Source organism: Undibacterium sp. JH2W, assembly GCF_049340425.1.
In the GTDB taxonomy this organism is placed as follows: domain Bacteria; phylum Pseudomonadota; class Gammaproteobacteria; order Burkholderiales; family Burkholderiaceae_D; genus Undibacterium.
The window spans coordinates 85,725-110,200 of sequence record NZ_JBMPOT010000003.1; the positions used below are offsets into that span (position 1 = coordinate 85,725).

20 protein-coding genes are annotated in these 24,476 nt (G+C 48.2%); 10 read left to right on the forward strand and 10 right to left on the reverse strand.

Annotation, left to right across the window (positions count from 1 at the left end; genetic code table 11):
• The first annotated feature begins 151 nt into the window (after nucleotides 1-151).
• On the forward strand, nucleotides 152-2,215 hold the full coding sequence (locus ACO0LC_RS04925) for a M13 family metallopeptidase (RefSeq protein ID WP_423001205.1): 2,064 nt from the start codon (nucleotides 152-154) through the stop codon (nucleotides 2,213-2,215).
• A 99-nt stretch (nucleotides 2,216-2,314) separates the two neighbouring features.
• Here the strand turns inward: ACO0LC_RS04925 and ACO0LC_RS04930 are convergent, their stop codons facing one another.
• Entirely contained in the window at nucleotides 2,315-4,306 is a 1,992-nt protein-coding gene (locus ACO0LC_RS04930) for an ATP-dependent DNA helicase (RefSeq protein WP_423001787.1), read from the reverse strand.
• A 44-nt stretch (nucleotides 4,307-4,350) separates the two neighbouring features.
• Nucleotides 4,351-4,551, reverse strand: a complete 201-nt coding sequence (locus tag ACO0LC_RS04935; protein WP_423001207.1) for a YdcH family protein — start codon at nucleotides 4,549-4,551, stop codon at nucleotides 4,351-4,353.
• 84 nt (nucleotides 4,552-4,635) lie between these two features.
• On the opposite strand from ACO0LC_RS04935, the gene ACO0LC_RS04940 reads away from it, so the two are divergent.
• Nucleotides 4,636-5,436: a PP2C family protein-serine/threonine phosphatase gene (locus ACO0LC_RS04940; RefSeq protein WP_423001209.1), complete on the forward strand. Its 801-nt coding sequence runs from the start codon at nucleotides 4,636-4,638 to the stop codon at nucleotides 5,434-5,436.
• Nucleotides 5,437-5,494: 58 nt separating this feature from the next.
• On the opposite strand, the gene ACO0LC_RS04945 is transcribed toward ACO0LC_RS04940, so the two are convergent.
• From ACO0LC_RS04945 to ACO0LC_RS04955, 3 genes are all read right to left on the reverse strand, one after another.
• Nucleotides 5,495-6,142 (reverse strand): glutathione S-transferase, encoded by a 648-nt coding sequence (locus tag ACO0LC_RS04945; RefSeq protein ID WP_423001211.1) that lies wholly within the window; start codon nucleotides 6,140-6,142, stop codon nucleotides 5,495-5,497.
• 76 nt (nucleotides 6,143-6,218) lie between these two features.
• Nucleotides 6,219-8,039 carry a type IV pilus assembly protein FimV gene (locus ACO0LC_RS04950; protein WP_423001213.1) on the reverse strand — a complete coding sequence of 607 codons (1,821 nt, stop codon included), beginning with the start codon at nucleotides 8,037-8,039 and terminating at the stop codon, nucleotides 6,219-6,221.
• 451 nt (nucleotides 8,040-8,490) lie between these two features.
• Nucleotides 8,491-9,249, reverse strand: coding sequence for an RNA methyltransferase (locus ACO0LC_RS04955; RefSeq protein WP_423001215.1), 759 nt, complete (start codon nucleotides 9,247-9,249; stop codon nucleotides 8,491-8,493).
• A 179-nt stretch (nucleotides 9,250-9,428) separates the two neighbouring features.
• On the opposite strand from ACO0LC_RS04955, the gene ACO0LC_RS04960 reads away from it, so the two are divergent.
• Together ACO0LC_RS04960 and ACO0LC_RS04965 are read left to right on the forward strand one after the other, a co-directional pair.
• Complete coding sequence (locus ACO0LC_RS04960) at nucleotides 9,429-10,220, forward strand: inositol monophosphatase family protein (RefSeq protein ID WP_423001789.1); 792 nt, start codon at nucleotides 9,429-9,431, stop codon at nucleotides 10,218-10,220.
• A gap of 88 nt (nucleotides 10,221-10,308) precedes the next feature.
• Nucleotides 10,309-11,694 (forward strand): DEAD/DEAH box helicase, encoded by a 1,386-nt coding sequence (locus tag ACO0LC_RS04965; protein WP_423001217.1) that lies wholly within the window; start codon nucleotides 10,309-10,311, stop codon nucleotides 11,692-11,694.
• 60 nt (nucleotides 11,695-11,754) lie between these two features.
• Here the strand turns inward: ACO0LC_RS04965 and ACO0LC_RS04970 are convergent, their stop codons facing one another.
• A complete protein-coding gene (locus ACO0LC_RS04970) occupies nucleotides 11,755-12,552 on the reverse strand; it encodes a hypothetical protein (RefSeq protein ID WP_423001219.1) in 798 nt (265 codons plus the stop codon).
• 273 nt (nucleotides 12,553-12,825) lie between these two features.
• Between ACO0LC_RS04970 and mutS the strand changes: the two genes are divergently transcribed.
• Complete coding sequence (gene mutS, locus ACO0LC_RS04975) at nucleotides 12,826-15,456, forward strand: DNA mismatch repair protein MutS (protein ID WP_423001221.1); 2,631 nt, start codon at nucleotides 12,826-12,828, stop codon at nucleotides 15,454-15,456.
• A 67-nt stretch (nucleotides 15,457-15,523) separates the two neighbouring features.
• Here the strand turns inward: mutS and ACO0LC_RS04980 are convergent, their stop codons facing one another.
• A complete protein-coding gene (locus ACO0LC_RS04980) occupies nucleotides 15,524-16,081 on the reverse strand; it encodes an FKBP-type peptidyl-prolyl cis-trans isomerase (protein WP_423001223.1) in 558 nt (185 codons plus the stop codon).
• Between the two features lie 78 nt (nucleotides 16,082-16,159).
• Between ACO0LC_RS04980 and ACO0LC_RS04985 the strand changes: the two genes are divergently transcribed.
• Complete coding sequence (locus ACO0LC_RS04985; RefSeq protein WP_423001226.1) at nucleotides 16,160-17,293, forward strand: JmjC domain-containing protein; 1,134 nt, start codon at nucleotides 16,160-16,162, stop codon at nucleotides 17,291-17,293.
• 323 nt (nucleotides 17,294-17,616) lie between these two features.
• Complete coding sequence (locus ACO0LC_RS04990; RefSeq protein WP_423001228.1) at nucleotides 17,617-17,880, forward strand: hypothetical protein; 264 nt, start codon at nucleotides 17,617-17,619, stop codon at nucleotides 17,878-17,880.
• A 180-nt stretch (nucleotides 17,881-18,060) separates the two neighbouring features.
• On the opposite strand, the gene ACO0LC_RS04995 is transcribed toward ACO0LC_RS04990, so the two are convergent.
• Nucleotides 18,061-18,408: a c-type cytochrome gene (locus tag ACO0LC_RS04995; RefSeq protein ID WP_423001230.1), complete on the reverse strand. Its 348-nt coding sequence runs from the start codon at nucleotides 18,406-18,408 to the stop codon at nucleotides 18,061-18,063.
• Between the two features lie 15 nt (nucleotides 18,409-18,423).
• Complete coding sequence (locus ACO0LC_RS05000) at nucleotides 18,424-18,747, reverse strand: c-type cytochrome (RefSeq protein WP_423001232.1); 324 nt, start codon at nucleotides 18,745-18,747, stop codon at nucleotides 18,424-18,426.
• Nucleotides 18,748-19,017: 270 nt separating this feature from the next.
• Here ACO0LC_RS05000 and ACO0LC_RS05005 point away from each other — a divergent pair, with 270 nt between their 5' ends.
• Entirely contained in the window at nucleotides 19,018-19,881 is an 864-nt protein-coding gene (locus ACO0LC_RS05005; protein WP_423001234.1) for an AAA family ATPase, read from the forward strand.
• 75 nt (nucleotides 19,882-19,956) lie between these two features.
• On the opposite strand, the gene acs is transcribed toward ACO0LC_RS05005, so the two are convergent.
• Nucleotides 19,957-21,951 carry an acetate--CoA ligase gene (gene acs / locus ACO0LC_RS05010; RefSeq protein ID WP_423001236.1) on the reverse strand — a complete coding sequence of 665 codons (1,995 nt, stop codon included), beginning with the start codon at nucleotides 21,949-21,951 and terminating at the stop codon, nucleotides 19,957-19,959.
• 322 nt (nucleotides 21,952-22,273) lie between these two features.
• Here acs and ACO0LC_RS05015 point away from each other — a divergent pair, with 322 nt between their 5' ends.
• The gene (locus ACO0LC_RS05015) at nucleotides 22,274-22,873 is read left to right on the forward strand and encodes a YqhA family protein (protein ID WP_423001238.1); all 600 of its coding nucleotides are present in this window, start codon (nucleotides 22,274-22,276) and stop codon (nucleotides 22,871-22,873) included.
• Nucleotides 22,874-22,927: 54 nt separating this feature from the next.
• Nucleotides 22,928-24,451 carry a fumarate hydratase gene (locus ACO0LC_RS05020; RefSeq protein ID WP_423001240.1) on the forward strand — a complete coding sequence of 508 codons (1,524 nt, stop codon included), beginning with the start codon at nucleotides 22,928-22,930 and terminating at the stop codon, nucleotides 24,449-24,451.
• Nucleotides 24,452-24,476 lie beyond the last annotated feature (25 nt).

Here is a 24,476-nt window from a genome sequence, read left to right on the forward strand (position 1 = left end):
CTAAATCTGGCGAACTTCGTTAAACTCTCGCAGTCTTATTCAGACTCAGGGACTGCTGCAAGAGCCATATTTGCTTTTGTGGCAACATCCAGAGCAAGCTTGAGGCTTGCCTTATTTTTAACCCAACCTTCACTCTCAGGAGACCCCCCAAGTGAAAGCACACGTACTTAGCGCCATAGCGCTGATGATTGCCGGTACAGTTGGCAGTCAACTTGCGACAGCCGCAGAACCAGCGAAAACAGTATCTGCAACATCCGTTTTGTTGTCCGGTATAGAGTCCAAACATAATGATGGCGCAGTCCGCGCTCAGGACGATTTTTTTCGCCATGTGAATGGTAGCTGGTTAAAAAATACAGAAATCCCTTCTGACAGATCGTCAGCCGGTGCCTTCATGGATTTGCGCGAAGCAGTTGTCCCGCGCCTGCATGGCATTATTGAAGGCTTGGCCAAAGCGAAAAACAAGCCTGGTACAGATGCGCAAAAAATTGCGGATATGTATGCCAGCTATATGGATACTGCCCATATAGACTCACTTGGTTTAAAACCTTTGCAAAATGAATTTGCCAAAGTGGATAGCTTGTCTGACAAAAAACAAATCCCGGGCTTGATCGCATGGTTGAACCGCGCCAGCATAGGTGCACCTTATGAATTCCAGATCCACCAGGATAATAAGGATTCCACCAAATACGTTCTGGATCTTGGTCAATCCGGCCTCGGCTTGCCTGATCGCGATTATTACCTCAATAGTGATGACGCAAAATTAAAAGAATTCCGTACTAAATACCAGGCACACGTAGAAAAAATGCTGAGCTTGGCGGGCGACAAGGATGCAGCTAAACATGCAGCAGACATCCTGGCCCTGGAAACAGAGCTCGCCAAAGCGCAATGGACCAAGGTTGAGTTGCGTGACCCGGTCAAGGCCTATAACAAAATTGAAGTCAGCAAACTGGATGCATTGACACCAGGCTATGACTGGAACGCCTACCTGAGCGATCTGGGTGTCAAGGGCAAGATTGATTATGTCATCGTCAGCCAGCCTAGTTACCTGACAGGCTTGAACAAAATCTTGCAAGAAACATCGTTAGACAATCTGAAGACTTATTTCAAATGGCATATCCTGCGCTCTGCTGCAGGTCAATTGCCGACCCAGTTCAGCGACGAGAGTTTTGCCTTTAACTCCACCACTTTACGTGGTATTCCTGTCCAGGAACCACGCTGGAAACGCGGCGTACGCCTGGCTGACTCTGCACTTGGTGAAAGCCTGGGCAAAATGTATGTAGCCAAGCATTTCCCGGCTGAGAGCAAGGCCAAGATGGAAAAACTGGTAGGTAATTTACTGCTGGCCTACAAGCAAAGCATAGATACCCTGGACTGGATGAGTCCAGAAACCAAGAAAGAAGCCCAGGCCAAACTGTCAACCTTCATGCCCAAGATTGGCTACCCGAATAAATGGCGCGATTATTCTGGCCTGACGATTGCCAAAGGTGATGCCATTGCCAATTTGCGCAATTCCCGCATCTATGCTGCACAGTTTGAACTCGACAAATTGGGCAAGCCAGTAGACCGCGATGAATGGGGCATGACACCGCAAACCGTCAACGCTTACTACAATCCAGAATTGAACGAGATTGTTTTCCCGGCAGCGATCTTGCAGCCACCATTCTTCAATGCCAAGGCTGATGATGCAGTCAACTATGGTGGCATTGGTGCGGTGATCGGCCATGAAATCAGCCATGGTTTCGACGACCAAGGTGCACAATATGATGGCTTGGGTAATTTGCGTGACTGGTGGACCAAAGAAGATCACGCCAAATTCGCTGCCAAAACAGCTGTATTGGTCAAACAATATAGTGCATTCAGCCCTATTCCTGGCTACAACGTCAATGGTGAATTGACACTGGGTGAAAACATTGCCGATAACTCAGGCCTGGCAATTGCGTACAAAGCTTATAAATTGTCCTTGGGTGGCAAGCCTGCGCCTGTGATTGGCGGTTTGACGGGCGACCAGCGTTTCTTCATGGGTTTTGCCCAGGTATGGCGCGGCAAAATGCGTGAAGCTTCAACTATTGTTCAATTAAAGACAGATCCACATTCACCTGCAGAAATCCGTGCCAATGGCACTCTGCGCAATATGGCGGGCTTTTATGACGCTTACAAACTCAAAGAAGGTGACAAGATGTATTTGACACCGACAGAACGTGTAAGCATCTGGTAATTCTACTACTGCCCTATTTGGGCAGTGCAAGTAAAAAGGCAGCACTGAAAATAGTGCTGCCTTTTTTATTGGCAAATACAGGGTGCTACCAACAAACCACTAAGCTGGATTTTTTATTTTCTTAAAAAAAGCCTGCACATCTGCCAGTTCCCGCGTGCGAGAAAAGCTTGGTAAACTTTGCCAGATACGCTTGCCATAAGGTTTCGAGATCAGCCTGGGATCGCAAATCATCAAGACCCCTTTGTCACCTTCATCGCGAATCAGACGACCCGCACCCTGTTTGAGGTTGATAATCGCCTCGGGCAATTGATGATGGACAAAGCCATTCAAACCTTTTTTCTCCATCGCTGCTATACGGGCAGACAATACCGGGTCATCCGGTGGTGCGAAGGGCAGCTTATCGATAATCACGAGAGACAGCGCATCGCCACGCACATCCACGCCCTCCCAAAAACTTTGACTACCAATGAGGACGCCATTGCCGGCAGCACGGAACCTGTCAAGCAACTCTGTTCTGCCTGCATCCCCGTGAATAAACAAAGGGAAATCCAGGCCGCGCTTTTGGAATTCATCGCGCAAACGCTCGGCACTGTGCTTGACAGCTTTCAAGGTCGTACACAGCAGGAAAGTCTTGCCGCCCGCCGCCTCAATAACAGGCAAGGCAGCATCAATAACCGCGTCCATGTATTCATATGAATTTGGCTGTGGCATGCCATTGGGGACGTATAAGTAACCTTGCTCCTGGTAATTGAAGGGGCTGGGCCAGGTGCGTGCTGGTTGATCCCACAGGCCCATTTGTGACACATAATGGCTGAAATCATTCTTCACCGCCATGGTAGCGGAGGTGAATATCCAGGTACGCGGGACACCTTCACGCTGTTTGTTGAAAATAGGGGCTATCGACAAAGGAGTTCGGTGCAATTGCAAGGAGGTGGAAAAAGCTTCTACCCACAGAACATAGTCACCGGACTTGCCATCATCGGTAGCATTCCATTTCTCATATTGCTCCGCCAGTAATATTGACCGCGCGCGGCATTGCTCCAGGGTTTCTGCACGCTCGGCCTGCTTTTCCAGCACAGCGATCATGCCATCCATGCTGGATTTCAAAGTTTCCAGCGCTTCAAAGAAGGGGCTGGAAGTTGCGATCTGATCGATGGAATAACGGACAATGTCTTGCGGGAAAGCCAGGCGCAAATCGCGCGCTGCCCGCTCTACAGGTGCTACCAGTTTGGCCCACTCTGCGCCATCGCGAGCATGTGACAAACCTTCGGCCAGCACATCTCGGCACAGCTCCAGCACTTGCGAGGTTGAAACCGTCTCACCAAAAAACAGGGTGGCTGTTTCTGGCAATTGATGCGCTTCATCGAAGATGACGGTATTCGCCGAGGGCAACAGTTCGGCAATGCCGGTGTCTTTCAAGGCGACATCAGCGAAAAATAAATGGTGATTGACCACCACTACATCTGCTTGCTGCGCTTCCTTGCGTGCCTTCATGACAAAGCAATCCTGGTAGTACTGGCATTCCGACCCCATACAAGTATCTTTGGTCGATGTCACCAGACTCCAGACCGAGGCGTTTTCTGGTACGCGCGCCAATTCTGCCTTGTCACCAGTCATTGTGGTTTTAATGAAACGCCCTATATCACGTAAATACCCCACGTCCTCACGTGAACTGAGCCTGCCATTTTGTATGGTTCTTTCCAGGTGATAGTGGCAAAGGTAATTGGCCCTCCCCTTCAGCAAGGCAACTGACACAGGCGCTTTCAATACTTTGCGTATGGTGGGGATATCGCGCAAAAATAATTGATCTTGCAGGTTTTTGGTTCCAGTAGAGACGATGACCTTCCCCCCCCACAGTAATGCAGGAGTAAGATAGGCATAAGTCTTGCCCGTACCCGTACCAGCTTCAGCCAACAAGGTTTTTTGTCCGGCGATGGCATCGGCAATGGCTTTTGCCATTTCTGTCTGCGCCTGACGCGGACGATAACCTTTTATCGATGCACTTAAAGGTCCGGTCAAGCCAAAAATATGTTCTACTTCTGCATCATGAATGCCAATTGCATTCGGCGTGGCGAGTGGTTCAGTCAAAATGAGGCAATCAGAAACTAACTATAAAGCTAAGGAAAAGTGGATAATCATGCAGGGACATCAGGTGTCAGTTGCATTTTTAATAAAGTAATATGATCTTTTAACTGTAATTTTCGCTTTTTGAGGCGACGCAGTTGTAGTTCATCGTGGCAAGGATCCTTAATCAGGGTCTCGATTACCACATCCAGGTCTCTATGTTCAACCTCGAGTTCAATTATGCGTTGTTGTATTTGTTCCGGGTGGCTCATAGTCTTCTGGTTGCAGTAAAATAAAGTTTAATTAAGGAAAGACCATTTTTGGGTTTATCCCGTTAGTTTAATCTACCAAGACGTATGAGCCAATATAAGATCGAAGCTGGAACCGGACAACATATCGGCGACAGGCAGGAACAACAAGACCGCACAGCACTTTTTGCGGCACCACATGCGCCAGGCTATGTCATGGCCATCGTGGCAGATGGCATGGGTGGGAAAAGTGGCGGCGCACTTGCCGCAGAGCAAGTCGTGCGGACAGCAAAACAATTATTTGATGAATTTTATCCCGGAAATGATGTTCGTAATCTTTTAGAAAATATCGTCAACGAAGCACACACCGTCATTAAATTGTCTGGTGTCTCATCAGAAAAAGAACCACACAGTACTTTTGTGGCCTTAGTTATTACCCCAAAGCAAGAAGCTATCTGGGCACATGTGGGCGATTCGCGCCTGTATCGCTTTGATGGCCCCAATTACGGAGAAAAAACCAAAGACCATTCTTATGTGGAGAAATTGGTAGACGAAGGCAAGATATCGGCAGAAGAGGCTAAAACCCACAGACTTTCGAATATCCTGGTCAATGTCCTGGGTTCGAGCACAACTGCACCCTATATTACCTTTGGAGAACATAGCGCACTTAAAGCACATGACAGCTTTTTGTTATGTTCCGATGGCCTGTGGCATTATTTTGAAGATGCCGAATTGTCTGCCGCAGTTGCTGCCAATAGCCCACGCCAGGCATCAGAGTTTTTAATCAGAAAAGCCAGGGACAGGGCCAGTGGTCGCGGTGATAATTGCACCTTTGCGATAGTCAAACTGGTGGAACCACCGGCACAAGCCAAAACCTATACGGTGCAAAAAATGCGTAGAGCTGTATAAATACATACTAGCGCAATTGGCTGACGCCTGGCATTTGCCATCAGCGTCAGCCACATTCTTATTTTCCGCGGTTTGCCATCAACTCCTGATTCGCCTTGCGATCGGCGTTGACCTTTTGCATGCTTGGTCTTTCAGAAATTTGCTTCACATATTCGCGCGTGGGCAAATCTGCCAAAAAATCACGGCCATAAATAATCTTGGTCGCCATCGACACAAGTGGGAAATGTACAACGGCAGCGCAATCTGCCAGGGTGAATTGCGTGCCACCTATAAAGGGATCAAATTTGGCCAAAGTTGCAAATGCTGGAATATTTCGAGTCAGAAGTTTTTCCACTCTGGTCTTCACTTCATCAGACACTTTGCCACCAAAAAAAGCTTCCGCATACAATTCCCGCGCAGGCAATTCCATATGCAATTCAATAAACGTGATCAATTCCCGTAATTTGGCCTCTGCAAATGGGTCTGATGGCATCAGGGGGTTATCAGGAAAACGCTGTTCCAGATACTCGACTATGACCTGTGACTCACAAAGTGAACCATGTTCAGTTTCTATATAAGGTATCTTGCCTAAAGGAGAATGAGCTAGCAATTCAGCAGACTTCCCCGTCCAGACCAGTTGTTCTTCAAAGGGTATGGCCTTTTCCAAAAGAGCCAATTTCACTTTATTGTAGTAATTACTGACAGCAAAACCGCAAAGCTTGATCATATGTCCCCATTTTATTTTTTAAAAGCATAGTTTCGAATTACTCGGCTTGCAAAGGCAAGCACAATCACCAATGAAATCATTTTCCTCTGGGGAAATCTATAGTCTCGAAATTAATCAAATTCGAATCTCCCTCAACCTCTTTTGTAGAAATTTCATCCTCGTCTGGAGGCAAACCTGGGACATTGGCCCAGGCACGCTTTTTCTCTCCACCAAAAGCATGCGATTTTTCCAGTTCATTTGCCACTGAAATCAATAACAATATGTCGCGATACACTGGCAACTCAAAGCCCATGCGCTTCCCATCCCTGTCATCAACCAACAAACTTTCGAGGAAAGGCAAAATATCGTTAGTACTCCACATACGACATATGCGATTCATCAAATGTTCAAAGTCTTCCAATTGTCTACTAGGTAATGTCGCCGGATCAACTTCAAACTCAGGAATATTGGCATTGAAGAATACGATAAACCTGTCTCGCAATGCATCGTATTTTTCTTTGTTAGCTGTAACACGGTACAAGTCGAGCAAGTACAGCCATGGTACTGGCGATTCAGGTTGCTCTGCATTGGCCTGAGGTTCCAGAATTTCTATCGCTCTTTGCGGGTCGTTCACAGAAATCCAGAATTCTGCCTCTTGTGTCACATCCGATATTTCCTCTACATTGACGGACTGACCTTTGGTAGAGAAGAAATTAAAGGTACTGCTATTACTGTCTTCCAGCGTAGGTACATAGGCCTTGTTGAATGCGGAAGGTGCATCCAACTTACCAAGATTGGTATCTGCTGTAGTTTTTTTGGACAAGGCGACCACCGGACGACTAACGCCAACGTGCTCTTCCTCATCATCGTGAACCTGATACAAGGCGCTGGTTGTTGTCGGCCCATATGAAGCTTGTATGCTATTGACGATTTCTTCTATATTCTTTTTAGATTCAGATTCGGAAGCAGGTTCTTTTTGCTGCCACCAGGTCGACTGCATTTTTTTACGCATACGACTGACATAATACAAAAGCAAACCAATAATGACTAATCCGGAAAAAATAAAAACGCTCAAGCCCATGACCCAATTGCGCGAAAAACTGCCTTCTTTAGCCTCTTCCAGCGCAGCCTTATCAAGCTGACTTTGTCGCTTGAGTTGCTGCGCCTCTTGCTGCAGACTAAGGATTTTTTGCTGCTCGCTTTGCAATTTTTCCGATGAGATTTGATTCGGTTTTTCATCACGCAACATAGCCGCAAGCTGCGCCTGCGCAGCACGCAATTCTTCGATATTGGACTGTGGGGCTCTGACAGACAACTGTTCACTGAGACGTAAGCCTTGCGGCAAAACCGGCAAGTCATCGGAAAGCTTTAGTGTGTCTTTTGGCACCACGGCCAGCTTGTCTGGATTGGTTCTAAGATCTGTTGGCCTGGACGGCTTTTTTTTTGATATTGCTGTCTCAGCAGGAGTGGCAACAATCTCCGAAGTAACCGGATTAGGTTTCTCTTTCCTGCGACTGCTTTTTTGCACGACAGGCCCTGCTGACGCAGTTGGCTGCTCAACTGCCGGATTTGGTCTATCGCCTGCACCGGTTTTGGGTGCACTGGCGAGCATCGCTGGCGATACAGAGTTAGAGAAAGGCGGATCAAGCAAGATCAGAAATTCGCGATGAAGCTGAATTTCACACCCCATGTCCACCATGATCTTCACTGCTGGCTCCAGAAGGTCTTTCTTGGTAACCAGCGTCAGATAGCGTGCACTTCCCTTTTGTATGAGATTGACATTGATTTGCGCCAGGGGATTACCATCCGGGCTTTCCACCTTGGCCTTGAAACAAGATTGCTCTATCTCTGCTGCATCATTACCAGTCAATTCCAGTTGCGCACGTAATTGCTGCCCCAAACCAGACTGAACAGTCAAATTACTAAAGCCCAGAGCATGAACCTTCCCTGTTGTGCCGGATGCAAGTGCACCAAGGCAAAGCAGATATAGCGTAGATCGGCGGAATGGAACAAATATGATAATGACCTCAGAAAGAAAATGCGTTATTTCAGAAAATCAATTGCTATTCCTGAATGTATATTAACTGCAATCTTACTGGCTTTATAACAATCCTTGAAGACGTTACCAAATGTAAAACGCAAACAATGGTTAGAATGTTTGTCGATTTCAACATATTTATCAATTGTAACAACAATTGCAAATAGCCGCTTCATTCGGTACAAATGGATTATGTTTTATTTACCCCTTCAATTTGAAGGAAAACTACCGAAAAAGACTATATCGCTTTTTGCAATTACTGTTTATTTCAATTTGCTAAAAAGACACAGGAAGCAACTTTCCTATTGCCCACACTAACAGTCAGATGTTGTCACTTCTTGCTAGCGTCAAGTATTTTTCTTGCTATGCCTCTCAAAATATTTACCTCCTCTATTTCCAGTTGCGTGCGAGACAACATACGTTTTAAACGAGGCATTAGTTTCCTGGGGTTATCTGGGTTCAAGAATTCAATCGCGACCAGAGCTTCCTCCAGATGTTTATACATGCCATCTATTTCATCTACAGCCGCCAATTGCCCCTGGAAACCAATATTTCCAGCAATCGACAGACCAGAGTCCTCGGCCATGCGGCTTTCATAAGAAAGTAATTGTATCGCCTGAGCCAGGTTCAATGAAGAATAAGCAGGATTGGCAGGGATATTGATCAAAGCGTGGCAATTCATGACTATCTCATTCGGCAGACCGAAACGCTCATTACCAAAAATCAGTCCTATGTTGGCATGCTGGCTTTGTGCCATTGTTTCAGCAAATACTCTGGGACTGAGAATTGGTGGAGAAAACTCACGCAACCTCGCACTGACGGCAGCCACATATTCACAACCCTGCAATGCCTCATCAATATGATCCACGATACGGGCATTGTCGAGCACGTCTTGCGCACCACTGGCAAGTGCTATCGCTTCCGGGTGCTGCAAAGCGTCAGCAAAACGTGGCTTCACCAGGATTAATTCACTAAAGCCCATGGTTTTAATCGCTCTGGCCGCCGAACCTATATTGCCAGGATGGCTGGTTTCAACCAGGATAAAGCGCAAGCGCTGAAAAAGAGATGTGTCGGTTTTGGGCAAGTTCATTTAAAATAGCGGTATCACGCGTTAATTTTTATTCGGTTGTGCGTCTAATTTGCCAGACGGATGACAGATGAATGTCAATTACGCACGCTCTTTATCATTTTTGTCTAGCATAGTAACGGCGTCCTTTTTGGGGATAGTCGTTTGCATGCTGTCATTTTATCGGAAACCTTATGCACCCAATGCTGAATACGGCAGTAAAAGCCGCTCGTCGTGGCGCGACTATTATCAATCGCGCATCTTTTGACCTTGACCGTGTCCAAGTCACAGAAAAACAATTCAATGATTTTGTGACCGAAGTCGACCACGCTGCTGAAGCTGCCATCATAGAAGTATTGACTTCTGCCTACCCTGACCATGCCATCCTGGCTGAAGAATCGGGTGCATCCGCTAATTTGCATGATGAAAATGATAATGTCTGGATCATTGATCCTCTGGATGGTACGACCAACTTCATCCACGGCTTCCCACAGTATTGCGTTTCCATCGCCTTGCAGCAGCGTGGCGTAATTACACAAGCTGTCATCTATGACCCTACCCGCAATGAAATGTTCACTGCAAGCAAAGGTGGCGGTGCTTTCCTGAACGATAAGCGCATACGCGTTACCCGTTGCGACAAACTGGCTGATGCACTGATAGGTACAGGCTTTCCTTCGCGCGATCTGTCCGGTCTGGACGAATATCTGGCCATGTTCAAGGTCATGACCAGCAAGTGTCAGGGACTGAGAAGACCAGGCTCTGCGGCACTGGACCTGGCCTATGTCGCAACTGGCCGTTTGGATGGCTTCTTTGAAAAAGGCCTGGCCCCTTGGGATATCGCTGCTGGCTCACTCGTCATCACCGAAGCTGGCGGCATTGTCGGCAACTTCTCTGGTGACTCCGATTATCTGCATAAAGGTGATGTCCTGGCGGGCACACCAAAAGTATTCGCCCAGATGGTCAATGCATTGCAACCGTTTTCCGCTAAAAAGTAAATTCTCACGCTTCGGTTATTTGACCGGAGCGCCCCCTCTTCAGGCTGACGTAAATCGGCCTGATCATAAAGAAACACAGTAAAACCACATGGCATCATTCAACGAACTCGGCTTATCCGAGAACATTGTCCGCGCAGTCAGCGAACAAGGCTATACCTCTCCAACCCCGATACAGCAGCAAGCGATTCCTGCTGTCATCAAAGGCGGCGACTTGCTGGCTGGCGCACAAACCGGCACAGGCAAAACCGCGGGCTTTACCCTGCCCATCTTGCAGCGCCTGTCCACCTCAGTCAATGCTCCAAAAGACAAAACCAGCAGACGCCCTATCCGCGCCCTGGTATTGACACCTACGCGCGAACTGGCAGCTCAGGTAGAAGAAAGCGTCAACACTTACGGAAAATACGTACCACTGAATTCTGGCGTGATTTTTGGTGGTGTCGGCATCAATCCGCAAATCAAATTATTGAAGCAAGGTGTCGATATTCTGGTAGCAACGCCTGGCCGTCTGCTTGACCATCATCAGCAAGGCACGATAGACCTGCGCCATATTGAAATCCTGGTCTTGGATGAAGCTGACCGCATGCTGGACATGGGTTTCATCCATGACATCAAAAAAGTATTGGCGATCCTGCCAGCCAAACGTCAGAATCTGTTGTTCTCTGCCACCTTCTCGGATGAGATCAAGGCCTTGGCTGACCGCTTGCTGGACAATCCGGCAATGATAGAAGTAGCACGCCGCAATTCTACCGTCGAAGTCATTGCACAAAAAGTGCATCCGGTTGATCGCGACAAAAAGCACCCTTTGCTGGCGCACCTGATCAAGACGCATCAATGGTCACAAGTCCTGGTATTTACCCGCACCAAGCATGGTGCCAACAAACTGGTGGAGCAATTGGGTAAAGATGGCATCGCTGCCATGGCCATCCACGGCAACAAGAGCCAGTCTGCCCGTACTAAGGCCCTGGCTGAATTCAAGGATGCCAGCCTGACTGTGCTGGTTGCCACCGACATCGCAGCCCGCGGCATTGATATTGACCAGTTACCTCACGTTGTCAATTATGATTTGCCGAATGTGCCAGAAGATTATGTGCATCGTATAGGCCGTACTGGCCGCGCAGGTGCAACCGGCGAAGCAGTGTCTCTGGTGTGCGTCGATGAATTCAAATTACTGGCTGACATAGAAAAACTCATCAAGCGCCAGATACCGCAAGAAATTATAGACGGTTTCATTCCCGATCCACATGCCAAGGCAGAGCCCATACAATTGCGCAGCTTTGATCATCGTGGCGGCGGCGGTGGCAGAGGCCAGCCATCGGGGCGCGGACAACGCCCTGCTGGCGATGGTCGTGGACAGCAAGCCCGCGCGCCAGGTAAAACTGCCGCACCTCAGGCTGCAAAACCCCGCCCGGCGGGCCCCAGGCCCGCAGTAAAACAATCTGCTCCGCGCAGGTCCGGTAGTCGTGGCAACGGCTGATATTCGGATGAAATCTGATTAAAACGACAAAGGGCCATTCAGGCCCTTTGTCGTTTGTGTTCATTTAATCGCTGAATGAATAGACTGCTGCAAACTCACCATGCTCGCTTGACTTACCTGTATAAAACCCCGCCGCGGACGATCCAGGTCTATCGTCAAAAACACTGCCATACTAATCAATATTTGCAATACCAGAGTGGCAAACACAGCCCTCTGCCCAGTCAAACCTGATGCGTAACCTATCGTCGCTGCCGTCATAATGATAGTGATCAGCAAAAGCAAGACTACCGTTTCAGGCACATGCCTTTGCAAGCCTGCCTCTCTTTTTCCAAAGGCATCGATAGTGTCATTTAATGACTGCATGAACATACCAGTAGTCACGGCGTTTTTATCCAGCTCTACTGATTTCATCGCGAGTGCCCATAACTGCTCGCTGATCTGGCTGGATTTCTTGACCAACGCTTCGCGTTTCTCTATTTCGGCCAGATTAACTTGCCCCTCCTCTACCCTGACGTCGACATATTGCTTCAACATAGCCTGCGCCTGGTCACGTATACTGAGTGGCAAAAGTTGAGTACGCAAATATGTTGTGCCTATCGCATTTGCCTCGTTAACGACAAACTGACTACGTTCATCAAACCTTTGCAGCGCCAGGGAAAAGACAAAACTCAACAGCAAGGCTAATAAACCCAGCATGGATGCCTGCAAGGTATTGATCTGTGATTTGGCGGCATCATTCGCATCAGACTGTTTGCGCAGGCCATTTCTGTACGCCAGCTCAGTGGCAATGAGCATACCGACCAAAAGCAAGAGCACAATCAGTGCAGTGCTTTGACCATACATAAATTCATTTATCATTAACCCGACGCCCTTTCGATACTGAGGAAGATATTGCCACAATCTATTGCCACAATCAGATTTTTCCATTTCAACAATATCACGAACGAATTTAGCTTTCACCAGTCAATTGTGCGGACACCTAAGGTGTTGATTCAACAATAAAGCCCGGCAACCATAGACCAAGGCAATCGTCTATGATATGGTGCGCACCAAATTTGAGCTGACTGGATATCAACACCAGATCATCAGCGAGCAAAACAAAGAATATAAAACGAATAAAATCAACGTGTTATGACCGCAAAAGAAAATCAACATACTCCCATGATGCAGCAATATTTGCGCATCAAAGCAGATTATCCTGAGACCCTGGTGTTTTATCGCATGGGCGATTTTTATGAACTGTTTTTTGGTGACGCCGAAAAAGTTTCGCGCTTACTGGGCATTACTCTTACTCAGCGTGGTAGCTCTGGTGGCGAGCCTATCAAGATGGCAGGTGTGCCTTTTCACTCACTGGAACCCTATCTGGCCAAGCTGGTCAAGATAGGTGAATCAGCAGCTATCTGCGAACAAATAGGTGACCCTGCGACCAGCAAAGGACCAGTAGAGCGCAAAGTCATGCGCGTGATCACGCCGGGCACATTGACTGATACCGATTTGCTGCCAGAGAAATCTGACCGCCCATTGCTGTCGCTATGCATGCTGCAACAAAGAAAAACCGTCAGCATAGGCTTGGCCTGGCTATCGCTGGCCAGTGGCGCATTGAAGTTGATGGAAGTATCTACCGACGAAAAATCTCTGCCGCAACGCCTGCAACAAGAACTGGAACGCATCAGCCCGGCTGAAGTATTACTGTCTGCTGGCACGCTTTTACTCGATGAGCATTATGCGCAACTGCCAGGCAAATTCTCTGAATTACCTGACTGGCATTTTGATGTCAAGCAAGGGCAAAAAGCTTTGCAGGATCAGCTAGGCACTGCCTCATTGACTGGCTTTGGGGTAGAAAACCTGAATGCTGCGCTTGGTGCGGCAGGCGCCTTGTTGCGCTATGCAGAAAGTACACAAGGTCGCGGCCTCAAGCACGTCAATACCCTCAATGTCGAGAGCGAACATGAGTTCATAGGCCTGGACACAGCTACGCGTCGCAATCTGGAATTGACAGAGACCTTGCGCGGACAAGAATCCCCCACCCTGTTTTCTTTGCTTGATCATTGCCGCACTGCCATGGGCTCACGCCTGCTGCGTCACTGGTTGCACCATGCACGCCGCGATCAGGCAGTCGCCAGGGCACGTCATGACGCGATCAAGGCCCTGATACAGGCTGATTCCACCGATGGCCTTGCGACCACTTTAAAGGCCATTCCTGACATAGAGCGCATTACTACACGTATTGCCCTGCAATCTGCGCGCCCGCGCGACTTGTCTGCGTTGCGTGATGGCCTGCAAAATCTGCCCGGCTTGCGTAATTATGTCAGCCTGTGCATCGCCGATAATCAAACCAACCTGTTGACCAAGGTCTTGACTGATCTGGACACACCAACAGAGTGCCTGGACTTACTGGAAGGCGGCTTGATGCTGCAACCAGCCACCATGGTACGTGACGGTGGCGTGATTGCGACTGGCTTTGATGCCGAACTCGATGAACTGCGCGCCTTGTCAGAAAACGCAGGACAATTCCTGATAGATCTGGAAGTATCTGAACGTGAACGCACAGGCATAGCCAATCTGCGGGTTGAATATAACCGTGTGCATGGCTTTTATATTGAAGTCACAAACGGGCAAAGCGATAAAGTCCCGGACAATTATCGCCGCCGCCAGACCTTGAAAAATGCTGAGCGCTATATTACGCCAGAGTTGAAGGCCTTTGAAGACAAGGCATTGTCAGCCCAGGAACGTGCCCTGGTGCGTGAAAAAATGCTGTATGAGCGCCTGTTGCAAGACTTGCTGCCGCAAGTGCCTGTATTGCAAAGAGTGGCGAATGCCATTGCGCAACTCGACACCCTGGTCAGTCTGGCTGAACATGCAACCAAAAATAACTGGTGCGCGCCGCAACTGGTGGAAGAGCCGACCTTGCATATAGTGCAAGGTCGCCATCCAGTGGTCGAGAACCAGATAGAACGTTTTATCGCCAATGATTGCGATTTTTCTGCCGAGCGCAAATTATTACTGATTACCGGCCCTAACATGGGCGGTAAATCGACTTTCATGCGCCAGGTTGCTCTGATAACTTTACTCGCCTATGTAGGCAGTTATGTACCTGCCACTGAAGTGACGATGGGCCCGATAGACCGTATCTTCACACGCATAGGTGCGGCAGATGACCTGGCAGGTGGGCGTTCGACCTTCATGGTGGAAATGACAGAGTCTGCCGCTATCCTAAATGGGGCAAGCGACCATTCGCTGGTATTGATGGATGAAGTAGGTCGCGGCACATCGACCTTCGATGGCTTGGCCCTGGCCTGGGCAATTGCCAAGCACCTGATACAGGTATCCAAGAGTTATACCTTGTTCGCCACGCACTATTTTGAACTGACGCAATTACCAGAAGTACATTCTTCGGCAGAAAACGTGCATTTGTCGGCAGTGGAGCATAAGGAAAACATCGTCTTCCTGCATGCAGTTCAGGCTGGCCCGGCTTCGCAAAGTTATGGTTTGCAGGTGGCGCAACTGGCGGGCATACCTCAGGCCGTTATCCGTTCTGCGCGCAAACATCTGGCCGATCTTGAGGCGCAGTCGCTGCAATCGACGCCACAGTTTGATTTATTCTCTTCAGCAGCTTCCGCACCAGAAACAGAAGTCCTGGAACAAGCTCCAGTCAATACTGAATTAATGGATACCCTTGACACCATGGATCCAGATAGCATGACGCCAAGAGAAGCACTGGCTGCCCTGTATGAATTGAAGAATCTGGCAAACAAGGCTTGAGCGAAACAAGCTACTTCTACTGAAAAAAATGCCGCTGAGATAATTCAGCGGCATTTTTTATACAAGCTTAGTGCAAAGGATGGCTACGATATTCGTCGCCCATGCCTTCATCGTCCTCATCATCTTCGTCGTGGTGATGGCCGTGCGCGCCATGTACGTGGCCATGCGCGATTTCTTCATCGGAAGCTGCGCGTACATCTTCAACCGTCAGGCTAAAACGCAATGCTATGCCAGCCAGTGGGTGATTACCATCCAACACGACTTTATCGTCGGCGATATCTGTTACTGTGAAAATATGGGCATTATCTTCATCAGCATCATCGTCGGACTCTTCTGGCATGCCCTCGAATTGCATACCCACTTCTAATGGCGAAGGGAAGCGCTCGCGTGGCTCCACTTTCACCAACTCGGCATTGTAATCACCAAAGGCATCTTCGGGATTGAGGTGGATAACGGTACTAAACCCCTTTTCCTTGCCTTCCAGTGTTTCTTCTATTTTAGGAAACACATTGTCGTACCCGCCATGCAGGTAAACCATAGGCTCCTGACCTTCTTCTATCAGATTGTCTTGTGCGTCTTTCAAGGTATAGACTGCAGTAACAACTGAATTCTTGCCTATCTTCATAGCAATTCCTTAAAAATTTATTTGCCTAGCGATTATACCCGTCTAGTCGAGTCCTTTAGCTCGGCCTATAATGCGGGCATGAAAAAAAATACCCCCCCCCTACCCCTGCTGGGCGGCATTACAGCAGAAGAATTTCTCAGCGAATACTGGCACAAGAAGCCCTTGCTGATACGCCAGGCCATCCCTGACTTTCAGCCTCTGATCCCTAAAGATGATTTGTTTGACATGGCTGGCCGTGAGGATGTTGAATCCAGGCTCATCAGCTTCTTCAACAAACACTGGGAAATGAAGTCTGGCCCGCAAGCCAGCATACCAGTCAAGGAAAAGAAAGATTGGACCTTGCTGGTGCAAGGCGTTAATTTACATGATGACAAGGCCGATGCCTTGCTCAGGCAATTTCGCTTCATACCTGACAGCCGCCTTGATGACCTGATGATCAGCTTTGCAGCAGATGGTGGTGGTGTTGGCCCCCATTTTGATTCCTACGACGTATTCCTGCTGCAGGCACATGGCCAGCGCAAATGGCGCATAGGTGCGCAAAAAGACTTGACGCTGATTGATGGTATGCCGCTCAAGATCTTGCGCAACTTCAAGGCTGAACAGGAATTCATCCTGGAACCAGGTGACATGCTCTATTTGCCGCCCAAATATGCCCATGATGGCCTGGCCATCGGCGAATGCATGACCTATTCCATAGGTTTCCGCGCTCCCTCGTATCAAGAGCTCGGAGAATCCTTCCTGCATTTCATGTCGGATTCAATTGACTTGCCAGGAAGATATGCAGATCCAGAATTGAAACTCAGTGCGAAGCCGGCAGAGATCGGCGACGACATGCTGGAGCAGGTTGCAGCAGAGATTGCCAAGATTCAATTCACGGATGATGATGTACTCATCTTTTTGGGCGAACATTTGACCGAACCCAAGCCCAGTGTCTTTTTCAACGGACCGGAAAAACCGCTGACGCCCAAACGCTTCCATCAAACGGCCCTAAAGAATGGCTTGAAGCTGTCACGTAAATCCTTAATGTTATACAAAGGAAAACATGTCTTCGTCAACGGCGAATCATTCGCGGTTGGCAAAGAAGACAAGATTTGCCTGAATAAATTGGCAAATCAAAGAGAACTGGACGGCGCGGACCTGGGGAAAATTTCCGCAGATGCGCTTGAAACCTTTTGCCTTTGGTATGAAGATGGCTGGCTGGAAATACGCTAAATCATGCTGCAATGCGTCATGATAATGAAATATGAAAGGAAATTTTCTTTCGGCGGACAGGTCATTTTCAATAAAAAGCCGGAAATACCTATTAAATATAGCGTCTTGCCTCTAAATAATGACTGATTTGAGTGCAAAAATGCATCTATGCCTATTCCAATAATGGAAAAATCATTATAATTCCGGGTTAGGAAACTTTCGTAGGGGCCGAATGTCGTTTTGGCGAGAAGCTCGCGAATTAACCTATAGAGCGATAATTACCGGTAATTATTCATCGCAAAGTTTTGATCTTCTTTTTTGATCTATTTATTGAAAGTACAAACATGAAAAAATCACTCTTGCTCGTTTCCCTGTTGGCAATCGCTTTGGCCGCTTGCGGCAAAAAAGATGAAGCAGCTTCTGCTTCCGCATCTGCAGCAGCATCCGTAGCAGCTCCAGCTCCAGCATCTGCTCCAGCAGCAGAAGCACCAGCAGCAGCTCCTGCACCAGCAGCAGCATCTGACGCAGCAGCAGCATCTGGCGCAGCTCCTGCAGCATCTGCAGCAGCTTCCGCTCCAGCAGCAGCTTCCGCATCTGCTTCCAAGTAATTTTTAATTACTTAAGAAAAACCGACCTTCAGGGTCGGTTTTTTTTCGTCTCACTCAGTTCAACTCATTGAGCAAAAACTAAACCCGGACATAGATACTCCAAACCACCCCACATCCCTATGAGAAGATATAAAAAAAGCCACGATAATTCGTGGCTTTTCCGCAAATAGCTGATACAGTTTATTTTTTAAGTACTAGCTCACCAGGCAAGCTATGCAAGTAGGCTGCAATGTTCTGTATATCCTTGTTTGACAAGGCCTTGGCTTGCGTAGCCATGGTTGGATCTGAGCGACCATTCGCTGCATCGCCACCGCGCTGATAAGCACGCAAGGCTTGCGCTAAATAATCTGCATGCTGACCAGCAAGCTTTGGATATGTTGGCTCTTTCGGAATAGTATAATTATCACCGTGGCAAGATGCGCAATTGAATTTTGCTGCAGCTTCCTTACCTGCCTGAATATCACCACCAGCATATGCAGCGAAAGATAAGGTAGACAACAAAGTTGCCATCAACAGAGTTTTCTTCATGATCCTGTCCTATTCTTATTTTTGTTGAGAGTAATATGCTGCCAGATCTGCAATATCCTGATCGGACAAACTACCGGCAATACCGCGCATCGATGGATGCTTGCGATCACCTTTTTGATAAGCCTTCAAAGCCTTTTCTATATATTTTTCTGATTGCCCGCCAATCATAGGTACTTGGTACACCTCAGGGAAAGTCGCTTTGTAGCCGGGGATGCCATGGCAACCGATACACATGGCAATTTTCTTATCTGCGGCATCTTTAGGATTGCCAACAGGATCTGCTGCCGTAGCAGCCTGAGCGAGACTCGCCATAGCGAGTAGTGCAAACAATTTTTTCATATTAGCGATTATTAATTAGCAGGCAGATCAATAAATACAGTATTTTGATGTAGCTCAGTATTTTAGCTGATTACAATCAAAATTGCGTAAAAACCTGGGGCTAGCCCCAGCCAACAGGGCAAAAAAGCTGCACTTCTGGAATTACAAACAAAAAAATTATGCACTTTCTTTGCCGCCTGCATAGAAAAAAGAACAGCCGTTCACAAGAGGGCAAATTCTCGCTTATACTCCTTACATCTTCAAGCAACCCAATATGTCGAGTTTATATCCATGACACAAGCTCCAACCACCTTACGCTTTGATGGTGCCGACAATTATGTCGCCACCGATGATTTAAAATTGGCAGTCAATGCCGCCCTGAGTTTGCAACGTCCATTACTGATCAAGGGAGAGCCTGGCACAGGTAAAACCATGCTGGCTGAAGAAGTCGCCGCAGCCCTGAACATGCCCCTGATGCAATGGCACATCAAATCTACCACCAAGGCGCAGCAAGGCTTGTATGAATATGATGCAGTGTCGCGCCTGCGCGATTCCCAGTTGGGCGACGAACGCGTCAAGGACATTCATAACTACATCATCAAAGGCGTATTGTGGCAAGCCTTTACAGCCGATGAGCCCGTTGTCTTACTGATTGATGAAATCGATAAAGCCGATATAGAATTTCCCAATGATTTATTGCGAGAACTTGATCGCATGGAATTCTATGTCTATGAAACCCGTGAAATGGTACGCGCCAAGCATAGGCCACTGGTGATCATCACCTCAAACAATGAAAAAGAGTTACCCGATGCTTTCTTGCGTCGCTGCTTTTTTCATTACATCAAATTCCCTGATAAGGAAACGATGCAAAAGATCGTGGATGTACACTTTCCCAAGCTAAAGTCCGATTTGTTGGCGCAGGCGCTGCAAACCTTTTATGAAATCCGCGACGTCGCCGGACTGAAGAAAAAACCTTCTACCTCAGAATTCATAGACTGGCTGAAACTCTTACTGGCAGAAGACATACCTGCTGAAGCCATGCGCAGCAAGGACAATAAGGCTATCGTCCCTCCGCTGCATGGCGCCTTGCTAAAGAATGAGCAAGACGTGCACTTGTTTGAGCGCCTGGTGCACATGTCACGCACCAACCGCTAAAAAACGCGAAAACAAAAATGGCGCTGCAAATTTGCAGCGCCATTTTTGTTTATGACGACATGATGTTGAGCCAGCTTACTGTGCTTGTTTCAATTGCTCCAGGATAGCTGGATTTTCCAGCGTAGAAACGTCCTGGGTGATTTCCTCCCCCTTGGCCAATACGCGCAACAAACGGCGCATGATTTTACCTGAGCGGGTTTTCGGCAAATTGTCGCCAAAACGGATTTCTTTTGGCTTGGCAATAGGGCCAATTTCTTTGGCAACCCAGTTACGCAATTCAGTCGCAATTTTCTTGGCCTCATCACCCGTCGGGCGCGCACCTTTCAGTACAACGAAAGCGCAAATCGCTTCACCCGTGGTTTCATCCGGCTTGCCAACTACTGCAGCCTCCGCCACCAGGGGATTGGCAACCAAAGCTGATTCAATTTCCATAGTACCCATACGATGACCAGACACGTTCAATACGTCATCAATACGACCAGTGATCGTGAAATAGCCGGTATCCTTATTGCGGATTGCACCGTCTCCTGCCAAATAGACTTTACCGCCGAACTCATCCGGGAAATAACTCTTTTTGAAACGCTCAGGATCACCCCAGATTGTACGTATCATGGAAGGCCATGGGCGCTTCACCACCAGAATGCCACCCTGGCCATTCGGCAAATCATGTCCAGTCTCATCGACTATAGCCGCCATGATGCCAGGCAAAGGGAGAGTGCAAGAACCCGGCACCAACGGGGTTGCGCCTGGCAAAGGGGTCATCATATGACCACCAGTTTCCGTTTGCCAGAAGGTATCCACCACTGGGCAATTGCCACGGCCGATATGATTGTAGTACCACATCCAGGCTTCAGGATTGATAGGCTCCCCCACAGAACCCAGCAGGCGCAATGAGGATAAATCAAATTTATTGGGATGGATATTGGCATCACTATCTGCCGCCTTGATGAGGGAACGTATCGCTGTTGGCGCAGTATAGAAAATAGTGGCCTTGTGTTTTTCTATCATGCTCCAGAAACGTCCCGCATTCGGGAAAGTTGGCACACCTTCAAAAACAATCTCAGTTGCACCAACTGCCAATGGACCGTAAGTAATATATGTGTGACCAGTCACCCATCCTATATCAGCGGTACACCAGAACACGTCTGCTGGTTTGATATCAAACGTCCATTTCATCGTCAAAATAGCCCACAACAAATAACCACCCGAGGAATGTTGCACTCCTTTTGGCTTGCCGGTAGAGCCCGACGTATACAGGATAAATAAAGGATGCTCTGCGCTGACCCACTCAGGTTCACAAACTGCTGACTGCGTCGCCACCAGCTCGTGCAGCCATACATCGCGCCCGGCTGCAATATGAATATTGCCACCAGTACGCTTATAGATGACGACATTTTTTACTTTTTCACAATCACCCAGGGCCAGGGCTTCATCCACGATATTTTTCAAAGGCAGATGCTTGCCACCGCGAACCTGCTCGTCCGCAGTAATGACAGCCACCGCACCCACATCAACAATACGCTCCTGCAAGGACTTGGCCGAAAAGCCACCAAACACCACAGAATGTGTTGCCCCTATGCGCGCGCAAGCCTGCATGGCGACCACCCCTTCAACAGACATGGGCATGTAAATAACGACACGATCTCCCTTGCTGATGCCTAGAGATTTCAGACCATTGGCAAACTGACAGACTTTTGCATGCAATTCCTGATAAGTTACTTTGGTGACTTCGCCACCGTCCGCCTCAAATATCACGGCAACCTTATCGCCATTCCCATTTTGCAGATTTACATCCAGGCAGTTATAAGAGACATTCAGCAAACCATCTTCAAACCATTTATATAGCGGGGCCGTAGATTCATCCAGCGTAGTGTTAAAGTCTTTGTGCCAATGCAGGTTTTCGCGTGCCAGCCGCGCCCAAAAACCTTCATAGTCTTGCTCTGCCTCATTGCATAAGGCTTGATAGGCCTCCATGCTGGGGATGGCAGCATTGGCAGCAAATGCAGCAGGAGGATAGAAAATACGGGATTCTGTTTTGATTTCTGTTTGCGCAGTATTGTGGTCAGACATGTTATCTCCAGCTTGTTATCGTTTGATTGAAATCGTCACTTCTGTTGAGCATGGGCAAAGTACCTGGCCCTCACCATGTCTCGTACAGCCCCATCAAAAACCAGCATTACGCCCGCCTCTGACAGTCAAACTCAGGGCAAACCTTAAACTTGGAGACTTACTCAAGCCTTACGGTTGCACTTTGATAAAATGATACCACAAAGATACCATTGCATCACCACTACATACCTAGGTATAGCGCTCACTCTACACGAGCAGGCTTTGCCCATGTAAAATATGGGTTTGCCTTAACTCAGGCCTTAGCCCACCAACGATTGCCAACATGTCCACACCAGCATCATCAGGAAAGCTCTCTCCTCTTGCCAGCTTGATTTTCTTTAGTCGCTGGTTGCAATTACCACTTTATCTCGGATTAATACTTGCGCAATGCGTTTATGTATTCCACTTCTGGGTAGAGTTGATAGATTTAATTGGTGCAGCGATGGGTAACGAAGCAGCTCTGAAGCACATCATCGATGCTGTTTCTACTGGCGCTGTAAGACCAACAAAACTGACCGAAACCACCATTATGTTGGTAGTGCTCGGTCTGATAGATGTGGTCATGATTTCCAACCTGCTCATCATGGTCATCATTGGCGGCTATGAAACCTTTGTCTCGCGCCTGGGCCTTGATGGTCATCCCGATCAACCTGAATGGCTGTCGCATGTCAATGCTTCCGTCCTTAAAGTGAAACTGGCGATGGCAATCATCGGCATTTCATCAATACATTTGCTCAAGACCTTCATCAACGCAGGCAACTATGATGCAGGCACTATCATTGCGCAAACTTGTATTCATATGGTCTTTTTGATGTCAGCGTTGGCTATTGCCTATTGCGACCAAATCATGACCAAGACTGCGCAATCTGCCAACGACCATTAATTTCATCAGTTACTTTTTACAACTTAGTTTTATTACCTAGCCTAGAGCCAAATCATGACAGTCATCAAGCAAGACGATCTGATCGAATCCGTAGCTGCCGCGCTGCAATATATCAGTTACTATCATCCAGCCGACTATATCGCCCATCTGGCACGCGCTTATGAAGCCGAGCAAAGCCCGGCAGCAAAAGATGCGATTGCACAAATCCTGACCAACTCACGTATGTGCGCAGAAGGCCGCCGCCCGATTTGCCAGGACACTGGCATTGTGAATGTATTCCTGCAAATCGGCATGGGCGTGCGCTTTGAAGGTTTCAGCGGCTCCATCATCGACGCCGTGAATGAAGGTGTGCGTCGCGGCTATAACGACCCTGACAATAAACTGCGCGCCTCCATCGTCGCCGACCCTCACTTCGAACGCAAAAACACCAAGGACAACACACCTGCTGTAGTGCACATGGAGCTTGTTCCTGGCAACACAGTCGATGTCAAGGTCGCAGCCAAAGGCGGTGGCTCCGAGAATAAAACCAAGTTCGTCATGTTGAACCCTTCTGATTCCCTGATAGACTGGGTCATGAAGACCGTTCCAACTATGGGCGCAGGCTGGTGCCCTCCAGGTATGCTGGGTATAGGCATAGGTGGTACTGCAGAAAAAGCCATGCTGATGGCGAAAGAATCCTTGATGGATGACATCGACATGTATGAACTCAAGCAACGCGGCCCACAAAACAAGACTGAAGAATTGCGCATAGAACTGTGCGACAAGATCAATGCACTGGGTATAGGTGCACAAGGCCTGGGCGGCTTGACGACAGTACTCGACGTCAAGATCAATATGTATCCTACCCATGCTGCATCCAAGCCTGTTGCCATGATCCCTAACTGCGCCGCGACACGCCATGCACATTTTGTGCTTGATGGTTCCGGCCCAAGCTACATAGAACCACCAAAACTGTCTGACTGGCCAGATGTAAGCTGGGCACCTGACACAGAAAAATCCAAGCGCATAGATCTGAACACCCTGACGAAGGATGAAGTCGCTTCCTGGAAACCTGGCCAGACCTTACTCTTGAACGGCAAAATGCTGACTGGCCGCGATGCTGCACACAAACGCATTCAGGACATGCTGGCCAAGGGCGAGTCATTGCCTGTCGACTTCACCAACCGTGTGATTTACTACGTAGGCCCTGTCGATCCTGTGCGCGATGAAGCAGTTGGCCCAGCTGGCCCGACTACTGCCACCCGTATGGATAAATTTACCGACATGATGCTGGAAAAAACCGGCCTTATCTCCATGATAGGCAAGGCAGAACGCGGCCCTGTCGCCATCGAATCCATACGCAAACACCAGTCGGCATACTTGATGGCAGTCGGTGGTGCGGCTTACCTGGTTTCCAAGGCCATCAAATCGGCCACCGTAGTTGGCTTTGCGGACCTGGGCATGGAAGCGATTTATGAGTTTGATGTTGTCGATATGCCAGTCACAGTGGCGGTTGATTCCAGCGGCACATCCGTACACAATACCGGCCCTAAAGAATGGCAAGCAAAGATAGGTATTATTCCTGTCAGCGCCTCCTGATTGTTGTTGAATATTACTAATTGAA